This window comes from Capnocytophaga sp. oral taxon 902, from assembly GCF_013394735.1.
Lineage (GTDB): Bacteria > Bacteroidota > Bacteroidia > Flavobacteriales > Flavobacteriaceae > Capnocytophaga > Capnocytophaga ochracea.
Genome location: NZ_CP058261.1, coordinates 2,395,904 through 2,417,855 on the forward strand (window position 1 = coordinate 2,395,904; position 21,952 = coordinate 2,417,855).

Here is a 21,952-nt window from a genome sequence, read left to right on the forward strand (position 1 = left end):
TGTCACCTTTTATCTTTTACCTGAACAATGACTCACGAACTTATAAAAACCTCTGATGGTTCTACCAGCTTTTATATTCCGCAGTTGGACGAGACCTATCACTCAGTACACGGCGCGCTTCAAGAAACTCAGCACGTGTTTATCAAAAACGGACTGCAACTGTTTGACCATCAAAGTATCTCTATCTTAGAAATTGGCTTTGGCACGGGGCTCAACGCTTTAGCTACTTACAAGGAACACGAATCCTTGCAACTGAATATTCGTTACGAAACGGTAGAAGCCTATCCGCTTTCGTGGGACGAAGCCTCACAGATGAATTTTTCGCAATTGCTGAACGATGTTACACTTACTCCTGTCTTTGAACAAATGCATCGCTGTATCTGGGATAAACCAATGTCACTTTCTTCCTCTTTTAGTTTCAAAAAGCGATTACAACGTTTTGAAACTATTAACGATACCGATACTTTCGACCTTATTTATTTCGATGCTTTTGGGGCGCAAGTACAACCCGAATTGTGGCAAGAAGCTATTTTCCAACGAATGTACACTGCTCTCAAACAAGGAGGCTATTTGGTAACCTACGCTGCCAAAGGTTCTGTACGCCGTGCAATGCAGGCTTGTGGCTTTACGGTGGAACGATTGCCCGGACCGCCTATGAAAAGGGAAATGTTACGCGCTCACAAGGATTAAAGCCTAAATGTCCGTTTTCCACATAAAGCGGAAAAGGTATATTGTTTGTATACAGCGCTCCCGTGCCTAAGCCTTGGGGCATTGGGTTGCGAAGTGTGTACGTCCACTGCGCAATGGCATTAAGCCCTATGTTGCTCTCCAAAGCCGATGTTACCCACCAACCTATACCCAATGTTTCGGCAAGAGTTATCCATTCTTCAGAACCTCTATAGCCTCCTATGAGCGAAGGTTTTAAAATGATATACTGCGGTTGTATCTCTCTCAGAAGTCGTTGTTTTTCTTCCCTTGTAAATATCCCTATCAGCTCCTCATCAAGGGCGATAGGCAGAGGTGTTTGCTCGCATAGTTCAGCCATCGCTTCCCACTGTCCTGCGCGTATAGGTTGCTCAATAGAGTGTAATTGCAAAGTAGCCAAGCATTCTAAATATCTCAGAGCTTCATTTGCTTGAAACGCACCATTAGCATCTACCCGTATTTCTATATCGCTTGCCGAAAACTCATTGCGCAAGGCTTTTAAAATGCGATATTCTTCTTCAAAGTCGATCGCTCCTATCTTCATTTTGATACAGCGAAAACCCTGAGCGAGTTTCTCTTTTATCTGCGCTTTCATAAAGTCGGGAGAGCCCATCCAAATGAGTCCATTGATAGGTATAGCGTCTTTTCCCTTCGTAAAGTTCGAAGGAAAGAGCTCGTACCAGTGTGGAGCTGCTACCGACCTAAATGCTTGTTCCACCCCAAATTGTATAGACGGAAAAGTCTTGAGCTCTTCTAATAAAGCCTTTTCTCCCAAGTGTAAGTGTTGTTCTACCCATTGCAATTTAGCCTCATAATCAGGTACATCATCGGCACTAAGCCTACGAAAGAGGTTGCATTCTCCTATGCCTTTTTTGCCCTCTTGTTCTATTACTAAAAAAAAGGTCTCTTTGGAGGTAAGAACTCCTCTTGATGTCCCCGAAGGACGTTTAAAATTGAGAATGTGTTTAATCATAATTTGGTGCGAGCCGCACGAGCATTTTATCAATTTGCTAATTTTCTAATTGCTAACTACTAATTTTCTATAGTTTTTATCTATTTGTATCAATTCGACTGTGGTATAAGTATCAGGCAAGTATTTTTCAACCTTTTCCGCCCATTCAATAAAACACCAATCGCCAGAGTAGAGGTATTCTTCAAAGCCAATATCAAAAGCCTCTTCCTCGTTTTTGATACGGTAAAAATCAAAGTGGTAAATACGACTGTCAGCACCTTCATAAGAGTTCACCAAACTAAAAGTAGGGCTACTTACATTGTCTGTACTACCTAAGGCACGCACCAAGGCTTTGATGAGTGTTGTTTTGCCAAATCCCATTCCTCCTCTAAAAATCACCACTTTGCAGTGTAAGTGAGGAAGAAGTTTTTTTGCAATTGTATCAATGTCCGCTAAAGTGTAGGTAAATTCCATAACGTTATTTTTGAGGGCAAAGGTAGCAAATAATTGCGAATGACCTCCGTTCGACATTGAAAAGAATTTTTAATGTTATATACAAAAATCTTAAAAAATCAAAAAATGGAAATTAACTGAATTATAGAAATTATATTATTTTTAACTATTGTATATCAAGTGTTTATATACCTTTTGTATAACAATCTTCCAAGATTCGTTTAAGGTTCCTATAAGCTTCCTATAAGCTAAGTATAAGTTATCTCCTAAATTTAAAAGTTCTTTTTATTTTAAAAAATATTCTTTTTTTCTTTTTTGTTTTCAAAAACTTTCGTATCTTTGACCCAAAATTAGTAGTTACTAATTGTTATTGTCAATTATTCATTGAATATGATATATATAGAATTATTAATCGTGCTCCTCGCTATCTTTGTAGGAGCCAGAGTAGGAGGTATTGGGCTCGGTATCTTCGGTATGATAGGTTTAGGAATTCTGGTCTTTTGTTTCGGACTTAAACCTGGTAATCCGCCTATCGATGTAATGCTTATCATTGTAGCAGTTATTACAGCGGCTGCTACATTGCAAGCAGCGGAAGGTTTAGATTATTTGGTGAAGGTAGCCGAAAAAATTCTACGCAAAAATCCCGCTATGATTACCTTCTTGGCGCCTGTAGTCTGCTACTTTTTTACTTTGTTTTCAGGTACAGGTCACATTGCCTATTCGCTTTTGCCTATCATCTCCGAAATTGCTACCGATAGCAAGGTACGCCCTGAGCGTCCCCTTTCTATATCGGTAATAGCTTCGCAACAGGCTATTACAGCCAGCCCTATTTCGGCAGCTACAGCCGCTTTGCTTTCAGCTGAGCTCTTAGGTAGTAAAGGTATTACGCTGGGCAATATCCTGATGGTGTGTATTCCCGCTACGATTATCGGGGTGATTGTAGGCGCTATAGCCGTGAGTTTTATGGGCGTTCCTCTCGAAAAAGATCCTGAATACCAACGCCGTTTACGTGAAGGGCTTTTAGAAAAAGAAAGTCATACCGCTTCACAAATGACCGGTAAAGACCTGCAAAGAGCCAAAACGTCAGTGATTATATTCCTTATAGGAGTCCTCTCTATCGTACTTTTTGGTTCTATTGATAGCCTCCGTCCATCTTTTGAAGTAGGAGGTGAGAAAGTACAGATGGGAATGACCCAACTCATCGAAATTATAATGATGTCTATCGCTGGCTTGATGATTATCTTTGCTCGAGTAGACATCAACAAAGCAGTAAAAGGCTCGGTATTTATTGCAGGTATGCAAGCCGTGATAGCTATTTTTGGGATTGCTTGGATGGGAGATACTTTTTTCAATGGCAATATTGAGTTCTTCAAAATGCACATCGAACAAATAGTTACTCAATATCCTTTCCTTTTTGCAGTAGCTCTTTTTGTAATGTCTGTTCTTTTATTTAGTCAAGCCGCTACGGTACGAACTCTTTATCCGTTAGGGATTGCCTTAGGTATTCACCCAATGGCAATGATAGCAATGTTCCCTGCGGTGAATGGCTATTTTTTTATCCCTAATTATCCTACCGTAGTAGCTGCTATCAATTTCGATAGAACAGGTACCACTCGCATAGGCAAGTACGTGCTGAACCACTCGTTCCAAATTCCTGGTTTTGTAGCTACTATTATAGCCATTGCAGTAGGTTACTTAATAATTATGTTTATGTGAAAAATCTAATTTCTAATTCTTAACTTTCCATTTAAAACTAATAACTAAAATTATATATGATAACATTGATGAAAAAAATTGCCCTCTCATTGCTCTTAATGATGACTGTGGCAGTCTTTGCACAACAAAAGCCAAAGATTCGTATTTTAGCTACTGGCGGTACTATCGCTGGAGTAAGTAAATCGAATACTGAAACCAATTATAAAGCTGGTGAGCTCGGTATTTATCAACTCTTGGAAGCAGTGCCCGAAGTGAAGAATATAGCCAATATAAGTGGTGAACAGATTGTGAAAATCGGTTCACAAGATATGAACGATGAGGTATGGCTCACCCTTGCCAAACGCATCAATCAGCTCTTAAATAAAGAAGGATATGATGGTGTGGTAATCACTCACGGTACCGATACAATGGAAGAAACCGCCTACTTCCTTAACCTTACCGTACACAGCAAAAAACCTGTCGTAATGGTAGGAGCAATGCGCCCTGCTACCGGTATGAGTGCCGATGGTCCTCTAAACCTCTATAACGCAGTAGTAACTGCTGCCGATAAAAATGCTATGGGGCGTGGAGTAATGGTGTGTATGAACGACATCGTACTCGATGCTAAAGATGTCATTAAAACCAATACCACTGCTGTCGAAACTTTCCAAGGTGCTAACTATGGCAAATTGGCATATATTCACAACGGTAAGGTATTCTTTAATCGCACTCCTGAAAACAAACACACTTATCAATCCGTGTTTAACGTTGATAATTTGAAACAATTGCCTAAAGTAGGTATTGTATACAGTTATTCTAACGTATCCGAATTGCCAATGAAAGCCTTTATGGACGCTAAATTCGATGGTATTGTACACGCAGGAGTAGGTAATGGTAACCTCTATCACACTATCTTCGATTTGGCAGTAAAAGCTAGAGAACAAGGCATTCAGTTTGTGCGTTCTTCACGCGTACCTACAGGAGCAACAACTCTCGATGCCGAAGTAGATGATGCTAAATATCAATTTGTAGCTGCACAAGCACTCAACCCACAAAAAGCCCGCGTACTACTGATGTTGGCACTCACTAAAACTAAGGATTGGAAACAAATCCAAAAATACTTTAATGAATATTAAGATTTAGTCTTTAGTCGTTAGTACTTAGCTAACGATTAAAGACTAACAATTAACGACTAATTTATACTATGAAAAAAATATTATTGGCAATAAGCCTTCTGGTAGGGGGTGTTGCCACTGCACAACAAGATTTGCAAGACCAAATCAACCAATTGAGGGCAGAAATCGACCAGTTAAAAGCTACTGCTCCTGCGCCTCTACCTATGTCACAAGATGGAGAAGAAAACCCTATTCATAAGAAGTTTAATATGTACTTCAACTTTCAATCGAGCTTTGATCTTGAAAAAGTAAAAGACCAAGATATGACCGCTCAATTCAAAGCGCGCCAATTGCGATTGGAGGTTCGAGGTGATATTACCGACCGTATTTTCTATCGCTTCCGTCATCGTTTGAACAAATCAAATGCAGCAACTTCTTTGGATAATCTCGCCAAAGCTACCGATATGCTCTATGCAGGTTTCCGTTTAGACGATAAATGGGCACTCACTGCAGGTAAAATGTGCCAAGCGTGGGGAGGTTTTGAGTTTGACCTAAACCCAATGAACATCTATGAATACTCTGATTTCATTGAAAATATGGATAACTTTATGTTAGGAGCAATGATAACCTATGCACCTAATAAAAACCACGAGTTCAATTTGCAGATTACTGATGTACGCAATGATAGCTTTGAAACACTTTATGGAACAGCTACGAATACTATCAATGCGAGCAAAGCACCTCTTACTTATATTTTTAATTGGAATGGTAACTTGTTTGACAATCTTATCCAAACTCGTTGGGGAGGAGGTTTGCAAAGTGAAGCCGACGGCTATAACAATTGGATGTTGATGTTGGGTACAAAGCTCAATTTGCCTAAGTTCCAAGTCTTCTTTGATTATATGATGGCTAATGAACAATTGGATAGATTGAAATATACTCCGATGAGTAGCACAGTACTTGTAAAAGATGCCAAGTACAACAGTTTTGTACTAAAAGCAGAATATCAACCTATTCCTCAACTCAATATCTTTGCACAAGGCTTATATGAAACTGCTAAAAATGACCTTACTGATAATAAAATGACAGGTATAGGTTATTTTGCAGGTGTTGAATACTTACCTTTTGAAAAGCAAGACTTGCGGTTCTTCTTGGCTTATATAGGAAGAAGTCGTGAAAACAAGCTTACGAATGTAACTACTGATACCAATCGCGTAAGTATTGGGTTGATGTACCGTATTAAGGCGTTTTAGTAAACAGTGAATATAGCTGTTAAACATATTACATTACAACAATTCTCCACACCTGTACGTGTGGAGAATTATTGTGTATTTATATTTCGAGGAGAAGGAACTATTGCCGTAGATACGGTGCCCTATCCCTATGAAGGTAATACACTACTTTTTCTATCACCTTATCAATATTTTCGATGGGTAGAAGGTACTGCGAATGATAACCTACTGTTGGAATTCCACGGTGATTTCTACTGTATTGAGTACCACAAAAAAGAAGTAGCCTGTAACGGACTCCTATTTAACGCTATCTTCTTGCATCCTCATATCAAGGTTACTGATAAACGTTTTGCTGAAATAATAACTCTTTTTGAACGTATAGAAGACGAAAGCAAAACGCCTTCTCTTTATTCAGAATCTGTACTCAAATCATACTTGCAACTTATTTTGGCTTTAGCAAGTAAAGAAAAAAGCCTATTGTTAGAGCATACCTCTCTTAAAACTGAACATCATTTAGCTAACGACTTCCAAAAACTCTTAGAAGACCATTTTATTACAGAACGCAACGTGTCCTTTTATGCATCAGCATTATGTCTTACTCCCGATAGTTTTAGCAAGAAAATAAAAACACTTTTAGGAAAAACACCTAATAAACTCATACAAGAACGTGTAGTGCTCGAAGCTAAAAAACTGCTTCATCTCACCTATAAATCTATTAAAGAAGTAGCCTTTGAACTCAACTTTGAAGATGAGTTTTATTTCAGTAGGTTTTTTAAGAAAAATGTAGGTCTCTCACCCAAACACTTCCGAAAAAAGGTAGGAATTTCTATCGTTGCCCAGCCTAAAACGGAAAAGTCTATGAAATAACCTTTTTTATCCATTCGAGATACAAAATAATTGCCGTATCTTTGCCCCCGCAAATAAAAAGTTAATTTTAAATATTAAATCACTATGCAAAAATTATTATCATTTTTAGCTGATAGCGAACGTTGTTTTGTAAACTTTATCAGAGTCGCTATCTTTATTGTAATGGCTTGGATTGGTGGACTTAAAGTGTGCCAGTACGAAGCCGATGGTATTGTTCCCTTTGTAACGAATAGCCCGTTTATGAGTTTCTTCTACAACAATTCAGGCAAAACTGCCATTGATGAGAACGGCGTGACAGGTGAAGCTAACAAAGGTAAAGAAGTAGCCCAATACAAGCTACACAAGAATCCTGAAGGGAAGATGGTAAAAGCTAATATTGAATGGCATAAAGAGAACGGTACTTATGTGTTCTCATATGGCTTAGGAGCTTTTATTTGTTTGATAGGATTCCTTACCTTATTGGGTATTTGGTCGCCTAAAATAGGGGTGATAGGAGGATTACTCACTTTTGGTATGAGTATAGTTACCCTCTCTTTCCTCATCACGACTCCTGAGGTGTATGTGCCTAACTTAGGTGGAGATATGCCTACGCCTGCTTACGGATTCCCTTATCTATCGGGAGCGGGACGTTTAGTATTGAAAGATATTATTATGTCGGCAGGTGGATTGATAGCAGCCTCAGAAGCTGCCCGCCGATTGCTAAAAAAGAATTAGAATTAAGAAAATATTAATTCTATCATCTAATTATAAGGGCTGTCTACCGGAAGGTAGACAGCCCTTTATATAATAAGTAAAGTGGGATTATTTATCTTCAAAAGTCCAATCACCACGCACTTTAAGCACTTGTTCTATAATATCGCGCACAGCTCCCTGTCCGCCTTCAAGATGCGAAATATAATCGGATACAGCTCTTACTTCGGGCACGGCATCTACGGGGCAAATAGCCAATCCTGCTCGCTTCATTGGAGGGATATCGGGCATATCGTCACCCATATAAAGTATTTGTTCTCTTTTAAGATGTTTTTCCTTTTGGTATTTCAAAAAGGTTTCGAGCTTTTGGTGACGGAGCATAAAGATATCTTTTACACCGAGGTTTTCGAAGCGTTTTTGTACGCCTACGTTACCTCCTCCTGTAATGATACATATGGTGTACCCTTTGGCGATAGCTGTTTTTACTGCAAATCCGTCCTTCATATTCATACTGCGCAATAGATCGCCGTCGTTATTTACAAACACTTGAGTATTGGTAAATACGCCATCAACATCAAAAATAAAAGTTGTGATGTTCTTCAAACGTTCTTTATAGTTCTTTCTTTCCATAGGTGTTTATTATTGATTTTGTAATTATATTGTATATTTCTCGTTCATAACCTTTAAGCAAAGCCAAATGGTTAGCAATAGTTTGAGTGTCGCCACGTCGTGCAGGTCCTGTTTGTGCTTCGAGGGCGGGCATTGTTTGGAGTTTTTCGAAAGTATTTTTTAGCAAAGGTTCTAATATTTCAAAAGGAATGGCGTGTGCCTCGCATATTCTTTGACTGATAGCCACCAAATGATTGGTGAAATTATTAACGAAAACAGCCGATAGGTGCATTATACTGCGTTGGTAACTACTGAGCAGATACACTTTTGTAGAAAGCTTTTGAGCTAATGGGTATAGAAATCTTTCCATATCCTCAGTATGTTCAGCCTCTAAACAAAAAGGAATGTTTGAAAAATCGACCTGAGTGCTTTTTGAAAAGGATTGTAAAGGGTAAAACACGCCACGTCGGTTTTTGGGTGAGAGTACCTCCATAGGGGTATTGCCAGAGGTGTGCACTACCAATTGCCCCTCGAAAGGAAGGAAGGCTGAAACTTCACTAATAGCTTCGTCTTTCACGGCTATAATACATATATCGGTGGGGCGCAAGTCGGTAAGGCTGTGAATTTTATCTACCTGAAAATCATTAAACTCAGGGCTGAATTCACTACGGTTATACAACTGCCGAAGGTACACCTCAGGGAGCTGATAGAGGGCTTTGGTGAGGTGATAAGCCACATTGCCTCCTCCTATGATACTAATATTAATAGCCATATTGACTGCAAAAAAAATGTTAAAAATTGCTTTTTCGCGAATATTCTTCAAAAAAAGACAAGGTTCTGTTTTTTCACCTCAAAAATACAAAAGGTTGATAATCAATGAATGTTTTTAGTTCTTATCTTTTACTTTACCTCTACTTTACTCGAACCTAAGACGAAGGTAAGACGAACCTAAGACGAAGCTAAGGCGAAGGAAAGAGGGTATTAAGCTGAATATCAAACGGAAAAAAGCTGTTTTTAGTTTATTGAGAAAAAAATGTTAAAATTGCGTTTTTGGCGAAAAAAACGCAAAAAAATAAATATCATATATTCAGTAAGGGTACAAAGGTAGGAAAATAAAAGCAAATAACAAATTTTATAGAAAAAGTATATAGATTCATTTATTTTGTATATATTTGCAAAAAAATAGGGCTCGTTGTATTATCTGCTGGGCAGATATGAATGGAATAAAATACTTCTTTTGTTGATATTCAACGGATAAGAAGATTAAGTATTAGTTAGATTGCCAATTGTAAAAAACGGATTGTCAATGAATTTATTTAGAAGATTATTTAAAGGGAATGATATAAAAAGTGAAGATGAAGTACGCAAGTTAAATGAACAGCTTCCTGCTGATGAGCAATTTGCGATGAACTTTACTAAAAATGGCGGAAAGTTTATTTATTGCACTACCGAAATACAGGTGCAAGAGGTTTTTCGGCACATACTGAAAGAGTTGGGCGTATATGTGAAGATGAGTAGTAATGCTTCTCACACTATTAAAACAATGTTTGAAGAACACACGCCACTGTTTACTGCCGATATCGAAACTTCGAACGTGTATTTGACGGATTGCGAGTACCTTATCACTACTTTGGGCGGGATTATGCTCTCTTCGCATCAGTTGAGACATAAGAATATCAATGAATTACCTGAAATATTTATTGTCTTTGCCAAAACGAGTCAGATGGTGAGAGATATTCCTGAAGGAATGAGAGGCATAAAGAACAAGTACCCACAACAATTTCCTACGGGTCTCATTACGCTACAAAGTTTTACCGATGACCCTGAGAAGAATAGTATCAACTATTACGGCACGAGTTCTAAGAGGACGTACCTGATACTCTTAGAAGATTTACCTATTGATAAATAATAATTTATGAACGAACTCTTCAAAAGAACCATTACAGGCTTTATTTATGTTTTTCTATTGCTATCGGCAATTATGCTCAATGCTGATGCTTTTGACTTCTTGTTTTTATCCTTTGGTATTATTTGTTTATTTGAGTTTAAAAGGCTTATCAGATTAAAGGAATTACATATATTTTTGCTTTTTTTGTTGGTTTGGTGGCTGTTTATTCACTTAAAAACTTATCCTTTCTCGGTTTATATACTGCTTTTGGCTACTTTGCTTGCCAATATATACCTCACGATGATGCTTTTCAACGAAAAAACGCCTATCCGCAAGCAAAGTAACAATACTAAACTGCTTATTAGTTTACTGTATATAGGAGGAGGTTGTATATTTATGCCTCTGATTTACAAATATGAGAACAATCCGAACCCTAATTATTTTTATCAGAATATATTCAACAACGAGTCGCAAATTACGATGATAGGACTGTTGTGTATTATATGGGCGAGTGATAGTTTTGCGTACCTTACAGGTAAAGCCTTTGGCAAACACAAGCTCTTTGAGCGCATTTCGCCTAAGAAAACTATTGAGGGTTTTGTGGGCGGACTCATAGGGGCGATGCTTATCGCTACAGCTATTTCGTATTACAGTGGCAGACCACTATGGCAATGGCTTATATTGGCAGTGATTTTGGTGGTTACCGGTGCGGTAGGCGACCTGGTAGAGTCTAGCTTTAAACGAACTGCTAAGGTAAAGGACAGCGGGACGATACTGCCAGGACACGGAGGTTTACTCGACCGCCTGGATAGCCTTATTTTTGCCTCGCCTTTTGCGTACTTAACGCTACTAATTTTTGACCTTTTTTGATGATGAAATTCTACAAATATCAAGGAACAGGGAACGATTTTGTGATGATAGACAATCGCAAAGGGGTATTTCCTAAAAATAACGAAACGCTTGTGGCACAATTGTGTCATAGGCGTTTTGGCATTGGAGCCGATGGATTGATATTGCTTGAGAACGACCCGCAGTATGATTTCCGTATGGTGTATTACAATTCTGACGGGCTTGAAAGTACGATGTGTGGCAATGGCGGGCGCTGTGTGGTGGCTTTTGCGAAACAAATGGGTATTATAGAACATGAAACGCTATTTATAGCTGTAGATGGGGAGCATCGTGCTACGATTGAAGGGGATAGCTACGTGTGCTTGCAAATGAAAAATGTAACTGAGGTAGAAGAACACAAAGGCTACGTATTTTTAAATACAGGGTCACCTCACCACGTGCAATGGGTGGAAGAGGTAGATACCGTAGACGTGAAAAGCGAAGGAGCTACTATACGTTATGGAGAACTTTATGCTACTCAGGGCGGTAGTAACGTGAATTTTGTGAGCAAAGGAGAGAAAGGCTTTAAAGTGCGTACCTATGAGCGTGGAGTGGAAGATGAAACTTACTCTTGCGGTACAGGGGTTACAGCCGTAGCGATTGCCCTTTATCACATAGGAGAAACCGATGCACAACAGATTACCCTGCACACTCGAGGAGGTGACTTGCAAGTGGCTTTCGATAGAGTAGGAGAGAGGTATGAGAATATCTATTTGAGTGGTAGTGTTCAATTCGTGTTTGAAGGAACGGTAGAAGAGTTAAGAGGTAAAGAATGATAAAGTTAAGAGCGTTAGAACCTGAGGATATAGATTTCTTGTATCAGTTAGAAAACAAAGAAGCCTTGTGGGAGGTGAGTGACACCCAATTGCCTTTTGCTAAGCATTTGCTACAAGATTATATACGGAATGCCCAACAGGATATTTACGAAGCTAAGCAGTATCGCTATGTTATAGCGTTTGAAGAGGGAACGCCTATGGGCTGTGTAGATTTATACGATTTTAGTCCGAAGCACCGTAGAGCAGCTGTGGGGATAGCTCTTTTGCCCGTCTATCGAGGGAAAGGTTATGCCAAAGAAGCCTTGCGACAGTTGATAGCTCATACGCAACAATACTTAGACTTACACCAACTGATTGCTTATATCCCTGCGGATAATGAGGTGAGTATACGCCTTTTTGAGGGAGTAGGATTTAGTTGCAGTGGTGTACAAAAAGACTGGCTTTACAGTCAAGGAGTTTATAAAGATATGTTATTATACCAAAATATTTTCAGATAAGTCATAAAATGATACGAGATATTATTACTTATTTAGAGACCATAAACCCTATACTTGCTGCCTTATACGCTACCATTTTCACGTGGAGCGTAACAGCTTTGGGGGCTGCAGTGGTATTCTTTTTTAAGAAAGAAAACAAGACCGTGTTAGATGGTATGCTAGGCTTTACAGGAGGGGTGATGCTGGCAGCCAGTGTGTGGAGTTTGATAATACCCTCTATTAATATGACAGAAGGTGAAGGCTTTATAAAGGTTCTACCTGCTACGGTAGGGATATTTATGGGAGCATTTTTTCTTTATGTATTAGATAAGTTATTACCACACTTTCACGCCAACTTCAAACAAACAGAAGGTATTAAAACCGATTGGCAAAAAACTACTTTACTTATTTTAGCTATCACCTTGCACAACATTCCCGAAGGATTGGCGGTAGGGGTACTCTTTGGAGGGGTAGCCGCTGGTATTCCCGAAGCCTCTATTGCGGGAGCGGTAACTCTTGCCATCGGTATTGGGTTACAGAACTTTCCTGAAGGAATAGCTGTAGCGATGCCACTCAGACGTATGGGTGTGGGTAGATGTAAGAGCTTTTTTTATGGGCAGCTTTCGGCTATTGTAGAGCCCATAGCAGGGGTATTAGGAGCTTTTGCAGTACTCTTTTTTACTCCGATACTTCCTTATGCCCTTGCTTTTGCGGCAGGAGCTATGATTTATGTGGTCATAGAAGAGGTAATACCTGAAGCCCAGCAAAATGAGAACACCGATGTTTCTACCATAGGCTTTTTAATAGGTTTTGTAGTGATGATGGCAATGGACGTGGTATTGGGCTAACAAATATTTCTTTACAGATGTTTGTGTGATACTGAAAAAAAACATATATTTGCCCAGAAATAGAAGCAATGAGAAGAGTATTAAACATTAAATAATTTTAATATGCAAAGAGACATTGATATTTTTGAACTAATTGAAGACGAAAGAGAGCGCCAAGAGTTGGGAATTGAGCTCATCGCTTCAGAGAATTTTGTGAGTGACCAAGTAATGGAAGCAGCAGGTTCGGTACTGACTAACAAATATGCTGAAGGTTATCCAGGTAAGCGTTACTACGGCGGTTGTGAAGTAATTGATGAAATAGAGCAAATAGCTATTAACCGCGCTAAAGCGCTTTTTGGTGCTAAATATGCCAATGTACAACCTCATAGCGGTTCGCAAGCTAATGCGGCAGTTTATGCTACCTGTCTTAAACCAGGTGATAAAATTCTCGGTTTCGACCTCTCACACGGTGGACACCTTACACACGGCTCACCTGTGAATTTTTCAGGTAGATTGTATGAGCCCGTATTTTATGGGGTAGAAAAGGAAACAGGAAGACTCAATTACAACAATATATTAGAAATAGCGGAACGAGAGCGCCCTAAAATGATAGTAGCAGGAGCTTCGGCGTATTCTCGTGATATCGATTTTAAATGCTTTAGGGAAATAGCCGATAAGGTAGGTGCTATCCTCTTTGCTGATATAGCACACCCTGCAGGGCTTATAGCCAAAGGACTCTTGAACGACCCTATCCCGTATTGCCATATTGTAACTACTACTACTCATAAAACACTGCGAGGGCCTCGAGGAGGACTTATCTTGATGGGTAAAGATTTTGAGAACCCTTTTGGTATAAAGACTCCTAAGGGAGAAGTGCGAATGATGTCGTCACTCATAGACAGTGCGGTATTCCCAGGTAACCAAGGAGGCCCTTTGGAACATATCATCGCAGCAAAAGCAGTAGCCTTTGGCGAAGCTCTTTCTGATGATTTTCTCTATTACGCTATACAAGTGCAAAAGAATGCGCGTAAATTAGCATCTGTACTTTTAGCAAAAGGCTATGATATTATTTCTAAAGGAACTGACAATCACCTAATGCTTATTGATTTGCGCAATAAAGATGTAAGTGGTAAAGAAGCAGAAGAAGCCCTTGGTAAAGCAGATATTACTGTGAACAAGAATATGGTACCTTTCGATACTCGCTCGCCTTTTGTAACTAGTGGTATTAGGGTGGGAGTATCAGCAATCACTACTCGTGGACTGAAAGAAGCTGATATGGAACGCATTGCCGACTTTATAGACCGTGCAATTACTAATCGAGATAATGATGAAGTGCTTGAAGAAATAGCAGAAGAAGTAAATATGTTTATGGAAGACAGACCTTTGTTTGCATATTAGTAAATTATAGGCTACTTATATAAAGTATAAACATAGGCTCTTACTAAGTTTTTAGGACTTAGTAAGAGCTTTTTTGTTGTACAGTTTCGTAGAAAAAGTAACAATAGTTGAGAAGAAAAAGAAAATATTACTCAAAATATTTTGTATGTGAAAAATTTTCCCTACTTTTGCACCCCGAAAATCACTAACGAAACAATTATAAAACTCAAAATGTACAAACATTTAACTATTAAGTTATCGCTATTTATTTTACTATTTCTATTTGTAAAAGGACAAGCACAGTCGTGTGATGAAAACGTATTAAAAGGGTTGGAAAGAACCCGTATTTATTACCATAAAGAAGTAACCAAAGACAGTAATGCTTCATTCTTCATTAAAAACCCTCTGAAAGGAACTACCTATTCATTTATAGATAAGGCAACTGGTGTTGCTTATAGTAAACTTTACACAGGTATGCCTGAGGAACTCACTATTGAGATTCCAGTAGGGAAGGTAACTACTGAGCAGAGCTTTATATTTAGGGCTACCAACGGCGATTGTGCTTATCAATCGTTGGACAATCGCGATGTTAATAAGCGATATTATGTAATTACCCCCAATACTCAACTCAAACTTTCTCTCAGTGTCGAACATGAATGGTGTGCACACTCAGGAGCAGTGCATATGAATATGGTGGGTGATGATAATGCCAATTACAATTTCTTCTTCAAAAAGCCTAATGGCAATTTTGAGCAATTGGCAGGACATTCTTATACTAGTTTAGATGCGGGTACCTACGAAGTAAAAGCGGTTAACAAGAATGACAGTAGTAAAACCTATACACAAAAAGTAAAAATAGAGAAGCTTACCAAACATGTCGATTTTCAATTGAGTAGTGTAGCCGATGTGTGTACTGGCAAAATGGCTATTTATGTAGATACTAAAAAAGGAAAGGCAGGAGGTTCAGTTGATAACAGTTATCCCCTATTTTTTACTTTGCTCAAAAATAATGTAGAGATAAAAAATCAAACTTCTCCTATATTTAAAGATGTAGAAGAAGGAGCTACCTATGAAGTGCGTGTGTACGATGCCTGTGGTACCAGTGGTGGTAACTTTTCTACTCAAACTTACAAAGTTACCAAAAGATTAGGGTTCTTCAAGGTTACTAATCACAGTGGCTTCTCGCCTAAAGCCGACTGTCCTTATATGGTTTCGTTTACCTCGGAACTCTACGTGAAAGATGCAAGAGAAATGGTTGAAAAGAACTTGATTCCTTATCCACTTGCTTTTACTTTTGAGATGACTTCTCCTTCTAATAAGGTGTATCACTTCTCTTTTGTGGTGAATAACCAGCAAGAGTTAGAAGATACTTTTAATGTGAGTAGCAATAGTTTCGCACTAAGACCTCTCAAACTTTCTAACAACAACATTCCTTATGAGGCGGGCAAATGGAAACTTAAAGGGAGTTATACTATTTGTGGCAAACAGAATGTTATCCCTGAAACTGAAAAAGAGGTTTTTTTGCCTATTACAGGGATAGGGATAGGTACTGCTCAAGATGATTTTGCTATTGGATGTAGAAATCAAAAACTTGTTCTTACTAATAGTAATAATGTACAACCTTTAAAGAACTTCTATACAGTGTTAGAAAATGCTCCTGCAGGATTTGATTATCAGGCGGCGGGTTTTTATAAAATAACGACTTCTAATCCTCATTTGCAAAACAAATGGGTGAAATTCTTTGAAAGTGCTGATGGTAAAAAAACATTATTGCCTGCAAAGTTTGTAGAAGAAGGTAGTAATTACAAATTTAAAGTGGTAGACGAATGTACGAATACTACTAATGACCTCAGTTATACAGGTTACGCTACTAGTCAAGAACGTTTTACATTAGAGGCTAAAACCTATGCTACTTGTAGTAGTCCTTCGGGAACTCCCGATGATAATTCTCTTTGGAAAGAAGTTGTACTCCAAAGGGGAAGTATTGCCGATGGTACCATTACCAAAGTCGAAATTATTTCCTATGAAAAAGATAGTCGCTTTGCCGACTATAGTGCCTTAATGCCTGTTACATTGCCTATCGATATTACTGAAGCCTATAGATTGGGAGCACAACAGTGGAGAATAAAGCTCCCCGCAGGAGTTTACAATGTGCGATGGTCGGGGTCGTGTAATAAAACAGAAACTCTAAAAGTGCAAACCGGAGGTACTGAGAGCACTACCTTTGAATGGCAAGACGGTTGTAATCCTAAATTGATAGTGAAAAGAAATACTTCTTATTCGCTTACAGAGGGAATACAGTATATTTTAGAACGCTATGAGACTAAAGAAAACCGATGGGCATCGGTTACTTATGGTTATTATGGAGGAGATACTTTTCTTGATGCGAGAAGAGATAGATTTGAGTTCAATATCCCGAATCCTCAACAAGGCAAATATCGCGTCTTACGCATTATACAACCCGATAGTAGAAATAGATTTAAAGAATGTACCCGTGTGGTAGCTGAACACGAATTTACCGAAGGTGAAATGCAACAGCCTAAAGGAGTACGTATGGATTGCTCGGCAATAGGGGGGACTCAAAAATATCATATAGCCATTATTCCACAAGGGGGAGTGCCTCCTTATACTTTTGAACTATCGGAAGCTGAGATAGATGGTAGCACTACGAATGCTGTGTATCAAAATAATGCCAATAACAATTTCTTTATCAATATAGATGCTTCTAAACCTCAGGCTCGCTATAAGTTTTTGGTAAAAGATTCTTGTGGCAAAGGGAAAGTGTATGAAGAGACTCTTTCACAAATTGCACCTCTTGCTGTACAGAAAAGTCAAGACTACTATTGTGTGGGCTCTAAAGGAGTACTATCAGTGCCACAAATAAGTGGCGTTAGCTATCAGTGGTATCGCAACGATCAGCCTACAACGGTGTTGAGTACAAACAATGAACTTGTTATAAACAACCTTACTCAAGCCGATCTCGACAATACTTTTAGCTTGAAGCTAACACTTACTCAAATTACCGACCCTAATGTAAAAAACTGTATAGAGCAAAATCTCAATGGTTTTGACACTATTCGTTTCAATGCTCACGCTCCTTATAGCCAAACTTATAAAGCTCCTGTAGCGGTTAATAGAGTGGAGTGTTTAGACGAAACAAATAATAGTGTTAATAACATTTACGATGTAAATAAGCTGTTTAAAAACGTTCCTACTTCTTTTGAAAGTGGCATTTCTTACGATATAATTGATAAGGATGGATTGATTTCTACTACCAAAATGGATTATGTGGGTATAAAAGATATGATTAAAATGAGTCCGGCACTTGTAGGGAAACATACTTTTATATACCGCATAAAATCAGCTTGTGGTTCTGTGATTACACAAACGGAAGCTACTTTAGAAGTAAAAACTTATAAAGGAATTCCTGCCACAAGTATAAATGTTTGTGAAGCTACCAAAACATTGACTGAACTCGAAACGATTATTAAAAATACAAACGCAGGTATAACAACATCTATATTTGGTAATAACTTTGAGTTTCAGTGGTATCCTACTTCCGCAGATGCAATTAATGAAACGAATAGAATTACCGCTCCATCGCTGTCTCTATCCGAAGGGAATAATCAGTATTACATAAAAGGGAAACACGTAGGCGATAGTTTCTGTTTTTCATCTCCTGCACAAGTGAATATCACGCGTCTTTCCTCATCTTCTAAAGGTGATAAAACCATAACACTTTGTGAAGGAGCTACCATAACCGACTTGAAGAAAGAAATTGCTAAGCCTTCTACTTCCGATGTAAATAAAGTAGCTGTTTATAAGGGTACAACCCTACTTTCTAACGATGATGTGTTACAAACAGGCATCCAGTATACTTATACGTATAAAGTGGGCACTTGTGAAACACCTTCGGCTAACATAAATCTCACCCTTACCCCTGTAACTCCCATACCTCCAGTAGAGAGTGTAACAGTTTGTGATTACGAGGTGGAAAATCTATCTTATTATACTACTTATGCTGTGGTAATGAATTACCTTCAAGCGAAGTATGCAGGTAAGACAGTTAAATTGTATCGAAGTTTTGGACCTAATTATATTCCTCAGGTAAAACCTACTGATAAAATATATCTGAATAATGATAGTTTTTCGTATACTTTGCAAGAAGCAGGAAAATGTGAATCAGCTAAACAGAAAATCATCGTTGTAGCCGATATTAATCGTGCTATAGCTACTTCGGTAGCTATAAGTGTGTGTGAAGAAGATAAAGTATCGACTATAAGAGCTAAATTAACAGGAAATAATATCAAAATCTATAAAAGATTAAAGACAAACTCTCAGCAGGCTGTTCTATCTATGGAAGTTAATGACAATGATAATATAGATTGGACAGCAGGTATGGAATATTTCTATACTATAAAAAACACAGGAGATACTTGTGAAAGTAGAAAAGAAAGGATATACCTTTCAAAATCATTAGGAGGTAAAACTTTAGCACAGCCAGTCTCTTTATCATTGTGCAATAGCAATGCTACTATAGGGGATTTGAAAGTAGCCTTGCAGGGTAATGAAGTGAAAATCTATACACTTAATGGTCAAAATAAATATGTAGAGGAAGCAGATGCTACAGCTCTTAATGCTGTTACCAATTATTACTACACCCTTCGCGATATTGGGAAATGTGTGAGTGAAAAGGCTCCTATTACCTTTACACTTTTGCAGCGTCCTGCCACTCCTACAGTTACCCAAACTACCCAATCTTTCTGTAGTAATGCCACCATAGCTTCCTTGCAACCGCAAGGTGCTAATATAGTATGGTATGCTACAGCTACCAGCACAACACCTCTAGCAAATACAACACCTTTGGTAGCGGGTAGTACTTACTATGTAGCTCAGAGAAATGGCAGTTGTGAAAGTCTCCGTGCAGCAGTGAATGTAGTCTATAGCAATACATTAAGCCTTACTGTACCAGCACCTTTAACCATTGCTTGCGATGATGCTAACATAGCAACAACTGTAGGCAATTGGCTCAACCAAGCTACAGTTACCGATACTTGTGGTACGGCTACCCTTACCCACAACTACACTGCGGTGAAACCGACGGATTGGTGTAACACTTCGATAGTAACTATTACCTTTGTAGGTAAAGACCCATTAGGCAACACCGTTACCAAAACAAGCACTATCAAAGTATTGCAAATTGATGCTGTAGACGATACGCATACGGGTATCATCAATGGAGGCAATGGAGTTAATGATGTGATTGATGTATTGCAAAATGATAGAGTAGGAGGTATACAAGCTACTATAAGCAATGTACAGCTTACGATAGTAACCCCTGCTACTGGAGGAACTAATGTACCAACTCTTGATATCGCTACAGGTAAAATATCAGTCCCTGTAGGTACTAAATCGGGTACTTATACTATTCAGTACAAAATCTGTCATACCGAAAATAGTATAACCGTTTGCGACACAGCCACCGCCACTATAAAAGTAGGCAGTACGCCAATTGTTGCCAAAACTGATACTTATACGATAACCAATGGTACTAGCACAACAACTACCACAGGTACGGTATTAGATAACGATAAACTCGGCACTAAAACGCCAACAACTACCGATGTGATTCTTACCGTAGTAACTACCACCACCGATGTAGTAGGAGCAACTAAAACGCCTACGCTCAACAACAATGGTACTGTTACGGTACCTTCGGGAACTAAATCGGGTACTTATGAGATAGTGTATAGCATCTGTGAGCGTTTGAACCCTGATAATTGTGCAACAGCCACAGCTACTGTAAAAGTAGGCAGTACGCCAATTGTTGCCAAAGCTGATACTTATACGATAACCAATGGTACTAGCACAACAATTACCACCGGTACGGTATTAGATAACGATAAACTCGGCACTAAAACTCCAACCACTACCGATGTGATTCTTACCGTAGTAACTACCACCACCGATGTAGTAGGAGCGACTAAAACGCCTACGCTCAACAACAATGGTACTGTTACGGTACCTTCGGGCACTAAATCGGGTACTTATGAGATAGTGTATAGCATCTGTGAGCGTTTGAACCCTGATAACTGTGCAACAGCCACAGCTACTATAAAAGTAGGCAGTACGCCAATTGTTGCTAAAGCTGATACTTATACGATAACCAATGGTACTAGCACAACAATTACCACCGGTACGGTATTAGATAACGATAAACTCGGCACTAAAACTCCAACCACTGTCGATGTGATTCTTACCGTAGTAACTACCACCACCGATGTAGTAGGAGCGACTAAAACGCCTACGCTCAACAACAATGGTACTGTTACGGTACCTTCGGGTACTAAATCGGGTACTTATGAGATAGTATACAGCATCTGTGAGCGTTTGAACCCTGATAACTGTGCAACAGCCACAGCTACTGTAAAAGTGTTTGTTCCTACTGTAGTAACGCCAACGACTATTGAAGCAGTGAACGATGGGGTAACTACGATTACAAGCACTGTAGGTGGTACTACGCCAAGCGTTCTTACTAACGATAAACTCAATGGTGTACCAAATCCAAGTATCAGTTCTGTAACACTTGCTTGGAATACAGCAACTCCTACGGGCTTCACCTTGAACCCTAATGGAACGATTACGGTAGCACCAAACACTCCTGTGGGTATCCATACGATAAGCTACACTATATGCGCCGTAGCAAGTCCTACGGTATGTAGCACCGCAAGTATTGTGGTAACAGTGAGTGATACAACCACAAGCACCACCCCAGTATTGCCAATAGCAGTAGATGATCGTTCTACAACCACTATCAATACTCCAGTAGTGGTGAATGTATTGGGTAACGATATCCCTAATGGAGCAACAACTCCTAATGTGGTAGCCACCCCTGCTAACGGTACAGTAGTTGTGAATGTAGATGGTTCTATAGAATATCGTCCAAATACTAATTTTGAGGGCACTGATACCTTTGTGTATAAACTTTGCAACACCGATGGTTGTGCTTCAGCTACTGTTACTGTCGATGTAGTGAACAAGATAGTGCCGTACAATGGTATGTCGGTAAATGGCGATGGCAAAAACGATTATTTTCATATCGGTGGCATTGAGCGTTACCCTAACAATGTGGTACGTATCTATAACCGTTGGGGTGTGAAAGTATTCGAGACCGAAGGTTATGACAATGTTACTCGCGTGTTTAGAGGCATCTCTAACGGACGTGTAACTATCGAACAAGCCGATAAGCTCCCACAAGGAACGTATTATTACGTGATAGAGTATTATGATAGTAATAACAACAAAGAATCTTTAGTTGGTTGGTTATACATTAAGAAATAGCATTATATAAATAGAAGAACCTCAAAAAAGGCTGTTCAGCATTTCGCTGAACAGCCTTTTT

At 38.9% G+C, this 21,952-nt stretch carries 17 protein-coding genes; 13 read left to right on the forward strand and 4 right to left on the reverse strand.

What is annotated here, in order from left to right:
• Positions 1-27: 27 nt before the first annotated feature.
• A complete protein-coding gene (mnmD, locus tag HW278_RS10240; RefSeq protein WP_178977743.1) occupies positions 28-690 on the forward strand; it encodes a tRNA (5-methylaminomethyl-2-thiouridine)(34)-methyltransferase MnmD in 663 nt (220 codons plus the stop codon).
• Here the strand turns inward: mnmD and HW278_RS10245 are convergent.
• Both HW278_RS10245 and tsaE read right to left on the reverse strand, forming a co-directional pair.
• Positions 653-1,678 carry an o-succinylbenzoate synthase gene (locus HW278_RS10245; RefSeq protein ID WP_178977744.1) on the reverse strand — a complete coding sequence of 342 codons (1,026 nt, stop codon included), beginning with the start codon at positions 1,676-1,678 and terminating at the stop codon, positions 653-655. The genes mnmD and HW278_RS10245 overlap by 38 nt on opposite strands.
• Before the next feature lie 45 nt (positions 1,679-1,723).
• Entirely contained in the window at positions 1,724-2,188 is a 465-nt protein-coding gene (gene tsaE / locus HW278_RS10250; RefSeq protein ID WP_178977745.1) for a tRNA (adenosine(37)-N6)-threonylcarbamoyltransferase complex ATPase subunit type 1 TsaE, read from the reverse strand.
• Between the two features lie 312 nt (positions 2,189-2,500).
• Here tsaE and HW278_RS10255 point away from each other — a divergent pair, with 312 nt between their 5' ends.
• From HW278_RS10255 to HW278_RS10275, 5 genes are all read left to right on the forward strand, one after another.
• Positions 2,501-3,826: an anaerobic C4-dicarboxylate transporter family protein gene (locus HW278_RS10255; protein WP_178977746.1), complete on the forward strand. Its 1,326-nt coding sequence runs from the start codon at positions 2,501-2,503 to the stop codon at positions 3,824-3,826.
• A 56-nt stretch (positions 3,827-3,882) separates the two neighbouring features.
• Positions 3,883-4,941: an L-asparaginase 2 gene (ansB, locus tag HW278_RS10260; protein ID WP_178977747.1), complete on the forward strand. Its 1,059-nt coding sequence runs from the start codon at positions 3,883-3,885 to the stop codon at positions 4,939-4,941.
• 68 nt (positions 4,942-5,009) lie between these two features.
• Positions 5,010-6,173 (forward strand): porin, encoded by a 1,164-nt coding sequence (locus HW278_RS10265; RefSeq protein ID WP_178977748.1) that lies wholly within the window; start codon positions 5,010-5,012, stop codon positions 6,171-6,173.
• Positions 6,174-6,179: 6 nt separating this feature from the next.
• Positions 6,180-7,019, forward strand: a complete 840-nt coding sequence (locus tag HW278_RS10270) for a helix-turn-helix domain-containing protein (protein WP_178977749.1) — start codon at positions 6,180-6,182, stop codon at positions 7,017-7,019.
• Between the two features lie 84 nt (positions 7,020-7,103).
• Positions 7,104-7,733: a DUF417 family protein gene (locus HW278_RS10275; protein WP_002671199.1), complete on the forward strand. Its 630-nt coding sequence runs from the start codon at positions 7,104-7,106 to the stop codon at positions 7,731-7,733.
• An 87-nt stretch (positions 7,734-7,820) separates the two neighbouring features.
• On the opposite strand, the gene HW278_RS10280 is transcribed toward HW278_RS10275, so the two are convergent.
• Positions 7,821-8,339 carry a KdsC family phosphatase gene (locus tag HW278_RS10280; protein ID WP_002671200.1) on the reverse strand — a complete coding sequence of 173 codons (519 nt, stop codon included), beginning with the start codon at positions 8,337-8,339 and terminating at the stop codon, positions 7,821-7,823.
• On the reverse strand, positions 8,320-9,090 hold the full coding sequence (locus HW278_RS10285; RefSeq protein ID WP_178977750.1) for a Rossmann-like and DUF2520 domain-containing protein: 771 nt from the start codon (positions 9,088-9,090) through the stop codon (positions 8,320-8,322). The genes HW278_RS10280 and HW278_RS10285 overlap by 20 nt, the downstream gene beginning before the upstream one ends.
• A gap of 534 nt (positions 9,091-9,624) precedes the next feature.
• On the opposite strand from HW278_RS10285, the gene HW278_RS10290 reads away from it, so the two are divergent.
• The 7 genes from HW278_RS10290 (at position 9,625) to HW278_RS10320 (ending at position 21,891) form a co-directional block, all read left to right on the forward strand.
• Positions 9,625-10,227 carry an LUD domain-containing protein gene (locus HW278_RS10290; protein WP_009417518.1) on the forward strand — a complete coding sequence of 201 codons (603 nt, stop codon included), beginning with the start codon at positions 9,625-9,627 and terminating at the stop codon, positions 10,225-10,227.
• Positions 10,228-10,233: 6 nt separating this feature from the next.
• On the forward strand, positions 10,234-11,076 hold the full coding sequence (locus HW278_RS10295) for a phosphatidate cytidylyltransferase (RefSeq protein ID WP_009421954.1): 843 nt from the start codon (positions 10,234-10,236) through the stop codon (positions 11,074-11,076).
• Positions 11,076-11,870 (forward strand): diaminopimelate epimerase, encoded by a 795-nt coding sequence (gene dapF / locus HW278_RS10300; RefSeq protein WP_178977751.1) that lies wholly within the window; start codon positions 11,076-11,078, stop codon positions 11,868-11,870. The genes HW278_RS10295 and dapF overlap by 1 nt, the downstream gene beginning before the upstream one ends.
• A complete protein-coding gene (locus HW278_RS10305; protein WP_178977752.1) occupies positions 11,867-12,367 on the forward strand; it encodes a GNAT family N-acetyltransferase in 501 nt (166 codons plus the stop codon). Before dapF ends, HW278_RS10305 begins: the two co-directional genes overlap by 4 nt.
• Before the next feature lie 8 nt (positions 12,368-12,375).
• On the forward strand, positions 12,376-13,194 hold the full coding sequence (locus HW278_RS10310; RefSeq protein ID WP_178977753.1) for a ZIP family metal transporter: 819 nt from the start codon (positions 12,376-12,378) through the stop codon (positions 13,192-13,194).
• A gap of 102 nt (positions 13,195-13,296) precedes the next feature.
• Positions 13,297-14,571, forward strand: a complete 1,275-nt coding sequence (gene glyA, locus HW278_RS10315) for a serine hydroxymethyltransferase (RefSeq protein ID WP_009410053.1) — start codon at positions 13,297-13,299, stop codon at positions 14,569-14,571.
• Positions 14,572-14,781: 210 nt separating this feature from the next.
• Complete coding sequence (locus HW278_RS10320) at positions 14,782-21,891, forward strand: gliding motility-associated C-terminal domain-containing protein (RefSeq protein WP_178977754.1); 7,110 nt, start codon at positions 14,782-14,784, stop codon at positions 21,889-21,891.
• The last annotated feature ends 61 nt before the right edge of the window (positions 21,892-21,952 follow it).